Origin of the sequence: Micromonospora sp. NBS 11-29 (genome assembly GCF_002140155.1) — a bacterium.
Lineage (GTDB): Bacteria > Actinomycetota > Actinomycetes > Mycobacteriales > Micromonosporaceae > Micromonospora.
In genome coordinates, this window is sequence record NZ_NAPR01000003.1 from 1 (window position 1) to 4,706 (window position 4,706).

The 4,706-nt window shown below is 77.4% G+C and carries 1 pseudogene; it reads left to right on the plus strand.

The annotated features are described in order from the left end of the window. Positions 1–343 precede the first annotated feature (343 nt). Positions 344–4,706: pseudogene (locus B1205_RS33255) on the plus strand (type I polyketide synthase); the annotation flags it as partial.

Consider the following 4,706-nt stretch of genomic DNA (forward strand, 5'->3'; position numbering starts at 1 on the left):
CCTCGCCGAGACCGACACCGTCGACCTGCCCACCTACGCCTTCGACCACCAGCGGTACTGGCCCGCCCCGCCCCGCTTCCTCACCGAACGCGACGACGAACCCGACCCCGACCGCTGGCACTACCGGGTCACCTGGAACAGCCTGCCCGACCTGCCGCTGACCCGCCTCGGCGGCGCCTGGCTGGTCCCCGTACCCGTCGACCTGGCCGACGACCCGCTCGTCGCCGGTGTGCTCGCCGCGATCGGCAACGTCGGCGCGGACCCCGTACCCGTGCCCCTCGACCCGGCGGACGACCCGGCCGCGCTCGCCGACCGGCTGCGCGCCGCGCTGCCCACCGGCGGACCCGCCGCCGTGCTCTCCCTGCTCGGCCTCGACGGACGGCCCCACCCCGACCACCCGGCCACCACCCTCGGCGTCACCGGCACCGCCCACCTCGTCCAGGCGCTCGGCGCGCTCGGCGTGGAAGCGCCGCTCTGGTGCGCCACCCGCCGCGCCGTCACCACCGGCGACACCGACCCCGCTCCCGACCCGGCCGCCGCCGCCGTGTGGGGCCTCGGCCGGGCCGTCGCCCTGGAACACCCGGCCCGCTGGCGCGGCCTGGTCGACCTGCCCGACCACCTCGACGCCGGCACCGCCGCCCGGCTCGCCGCCGTGCTCGGCGCGGACGGCGGCGAGGACCAGATCGCCGTCCGCGACACCGGCGTGCACGTCCGCCGGCTCACCCGCGCCACCGACCTCGCCGCCGACGAGGTCCGGCTGCGCGACACCGTGCTGATCACCGGCGGCACCGGCGGGCTCGGCGGGCACCTGGCCCGCTGGGCCGCCCGCGCCGGCGCGGCGCACGTGCTGCTGGCCAGCCGCCGCGGCCCCGACGCCCCCGGCGCCGGCGACCTCGCCGCCGAGCTGACCGACCTCGGGGTACGCGTCACCGTCGCCCGCTGCGACGTCACCGACCCCGACCAGCTCGCCGCGCTGATCGCCGACCTGCCCGACGACGCGCCGCTGCGGGCCGTGCTGCACACCGCCGCCGTGCTCGACGACGGCATCGTGGACACCGTCACCCCGGCCCGCCTGCACACCGTCGCCGCGCCCAAAGCCGCCGCCGCCGACCACCTCGACGCGCTCACCCGCGACCACGAGCTGGACGCGTTCGTGCTCTTCTCCTCCGTCGCCGGCACCACCGGCAACGCCGGTCAGGGCGCGTACGGGGCGGCCAACGCCCACCTCGACGCGCTCGCACACCGCCGGCACGCCGACGGCCTCCCGGCGCTCTCCGTCGCCTGGGGCGCCTGGGCCGGCGCCGGCCTGCCCGCCGACAACGAACGTGCCCAGCAGCGACTGCGCCGCGGCGGCATGGTCGCCATGGACCCCGAACTCGCCGTCGCCGCGATGGCCCGGGCGCTGGGCGGCGACGAACCCACCACCGTCATCGCTGACGTCGACTGGGCCCGCTTCGCCCCCGCGTTCGCGCTGGTCCGGCCCAGTCCGCTGCTCGGTGACCTGCCCGAGGTCCGCGAGACGCTGCGACCCGCACAGACGCCCGCCCCGGCCGAACCCGCCGACGCGCCCGGGTCGGCGCTGGCCCGGCAGCTCGCCGGCCGCACCACCGCCGAGCGCACCGAGACGCTGCGGGACCTGGTCCGCCGCTGCGCGGCCACCGCGCTGGGCTACGGCTCCGCCGACGACGTCGGCGTCAACCGCCCGTTCCGCGACCTCGGCCTCGACTCGCTCACCGCGGTCGACCTGCGCAACCTCCTCGCCACCGCCACCGAGCTGCGGCTGCCCGCCACGCTCGCGTTCGACTATCCGAACCCGGCGGTCCTCGCCGGTCACCTCGACGAACTGCTCACCGGCGCCGACGCGGTGGTCACCGGGCCGACCGCCGTGGCGACCCCCGACGAGCCGCTGGCCGTGGTGGCGATGAGCTGCCGCTTCCCCGGCGGCGCCGACGACCCGGAGCGGCTGTGGCAACTGCTCGCCGCCGGCGGCGACGCCATCGGCGACTTCCCCACCGACCGGGGCTGGGACCTCGACCGGCTCTTCGACGCCGACCCCGCCGTCGAGGGCACCAGCTACGCCCGCCAGGGCGGCTTCCTGCCCGACGTCGCCGACTTCGACCCCGGCTTCTTCGGCATCAGCCCCCGCGAGGCGCTGGCCATGGACCCGCAGCAGCGGCTGCNCTCGTGGGAGGCGATCGAGCGGGCCGGCATCGACCCGCAGACGCTGCGCGGCACTCCCACCGGTGTCTTCGTCGGCACCAACTACCAGGACTACCGCAACCTGATGCTCACCGCCGAGGGCGCCGAGGGGCACCTGATGACCGGCAACGCCGGCAGCGTGCTCTCCGGCCGGGTGTCGTACACGCTCGGGTTGGAAGGGCCGGCCGTGTCCGTGGACACCGCCTGCTCCTCGTCGCTGGTGGCGTTGCACTGGGCCGGTCAGGCGCTGCGCGCCGCCGAGTGCTCCCTCGCCCTGGTCGCCGGCGTCACCGTGATGTCCACCCCCGGCGTGTTCGTCGGCTTCAGCCGGCAACGCGGGCTCGCCCCGGACAGCCGGGTCAAGGCGTTCGCCGCCGGCGCCGACGGCACCAGTTGGGGCGAGGGCGTCGGCGTGCTGCTGGTCGAGCGGCTCAGCGACGCCCGCCGCAACGGCCACCCGGTGCTCGCCGTGATCCGGGGCAGCGCGGTCAACCAGGACGGCGCGTCCAANACTCACCGCCCCCAACGGGCCCGCCCAGCAGCGGGTCATCCGGGCCGCCCTGGCCAACGCCCGGCTCGAAGCGGGCGACGTGGACGCGGTCGAGGCGCACGGCACCGGCACCCGTCTCGGCGACCCGATCGAGGCGCAGGCGCTGCTCGCCACGTACGGGCAGGGACGGCCGGACGACCAGCCGCTGCTGCTCGGCTCGATCAAGTCGAACATCGGCCACACCCAGGCCGCCGCCNGTGGCCGGCGTGATCAAGATGATCCTCGCGCTACGCCACGGCTACCTGCCGCCGACGCTGCACGTCGACGCGCCCAGCGACGAGGTGGACTGGAGCACCGGCTCGGTCGACCTGCTCACCGAGGGGCGGCCCTGGCCGCTGACCGGCCGGCCGCGCCGCGCCGCCGTCTCCTCCTTCGGCATCAGCGGCACCAACGCCCACACCATCCTCGAACAGGCACCCGAACCGCCGGCGCCGACCGGCGAACCGGTGGACCTGCCGGTGGTGCCGGTGCTGCTGTCCGCCCGTACCGCCGGGTCGCTGGCCGCCCAGGCCGAGCCGTGGGCCGACCGGCTCGCCGGGCCGGCGGCGCCCCCGCTGGTCGACGTCGGCTGGTCCGCCGCCGTGTCCCGGGCCGCCCTGGAACACCGCGCGGTCGTGCTCGCCACCGACCGCCGGTCGCTGCGCGCCGGGCTCCGCGCGCTCGCCACCGGCACCGACTCGCCGGCCCTGGTGACCGGCGCGGTGACCGCCCGACCCCGGGTCGCGTACCTCTTCTCCGGGCAGGGCGCGCAACGGCCCGGCATGGGTCGGGAGCTGGCCGCCGCGTACCCGGTCTACGCCGACGCGCTGGCGCAGGCGTGCGCCGCGCTGGACCCGTACCTGTCCCGGCCGTTGCGCCCGCTGCTCGACGCCGACCCCGGCACCGACGAGGCGGCGCTGCTGGACCGCACCGAGTTCACCCAGCCGGCCCTGTTCGCCGTCGAGGTGGCGCTGTACCGGCTGCTCACCGCCTGGGGCCTGCGCCCGGACGCGGTCGCCGGGCACTCCATCGGGGAGTTCGCCGCCGCCCACGCCGCCGGGGTCCTCACCCTCGCCGACGCCGCCGAACTGGTCGCCACCCGGGGCCGGCTCATGCAGGCGCTGCCCGACGGCGGGGCGATGCTCGCGGTCGCCGCGAGCGAGGACGACGTGCGTCCCACGCTCGGCGACGGGGTCACCGTCGCCGCCGTCAACGGCCCGACGGCCGTGGTGGTCGCCGGGCCCGCCGACGCCGTCGCGCGGGTCGCCGCCGAGTGGACCGACCGGGGGGTACGCACCCGCCGGCTCGCCGTCAGCCACGCGTTCCACAGCCCGCTCATGGAACCGGTGCTCGACGAGCTGGCCGAGGTCGCCGCCCGGCTGCCGCACCACGCCCCGACCGTGCCGCTGATCTCCACCGTCACCGGCGCGCCCGTCGACGTGGCCGCCGTCGGCGCGCCCGGCTACTGGGTCCGGCACGCCCGCGACACCGTCCGCTTCGCCGACGCGCTCACCGCGCTGCGGGCGCACGGCTGCACCGCGTACCTCGAGGTGGGCCCGGACGGGGTGCTCACCGCGCTGGCCCGCGGCGTGCTGCCCGGCGACGTGCCGGTGCTGCCCACGCTGCGCCGGGACCGGCCGGAGCCGCACACCCTGCTGCGCGCCGTGGCCGGGCTGCACGTCCACGGCGTCTCCGTAGACTGGCCCGCGCTCTACGCCGACGCCGACCCGCAACCGGCCGACCTGCCCACCCACGTCTTCGACCGGCAGCGCTACTGGCCGCAGCCGCCGGCCTGGCTGACCGCGCCCGCCGACGTCGACACCGAGGTGGAACGCCGGTTCTGGGCGGCGGTCGAGGCGGAGGACCTGGACGGCCTGCTCACCGAGCTGGACGTGGCCCGGGACCAGCCGTTCGGCGCGGTGCTGCCGGCGCTGTCCGCGTGGCGACGCCGGGGCCGCGAACGCTCCCTGATCGACGG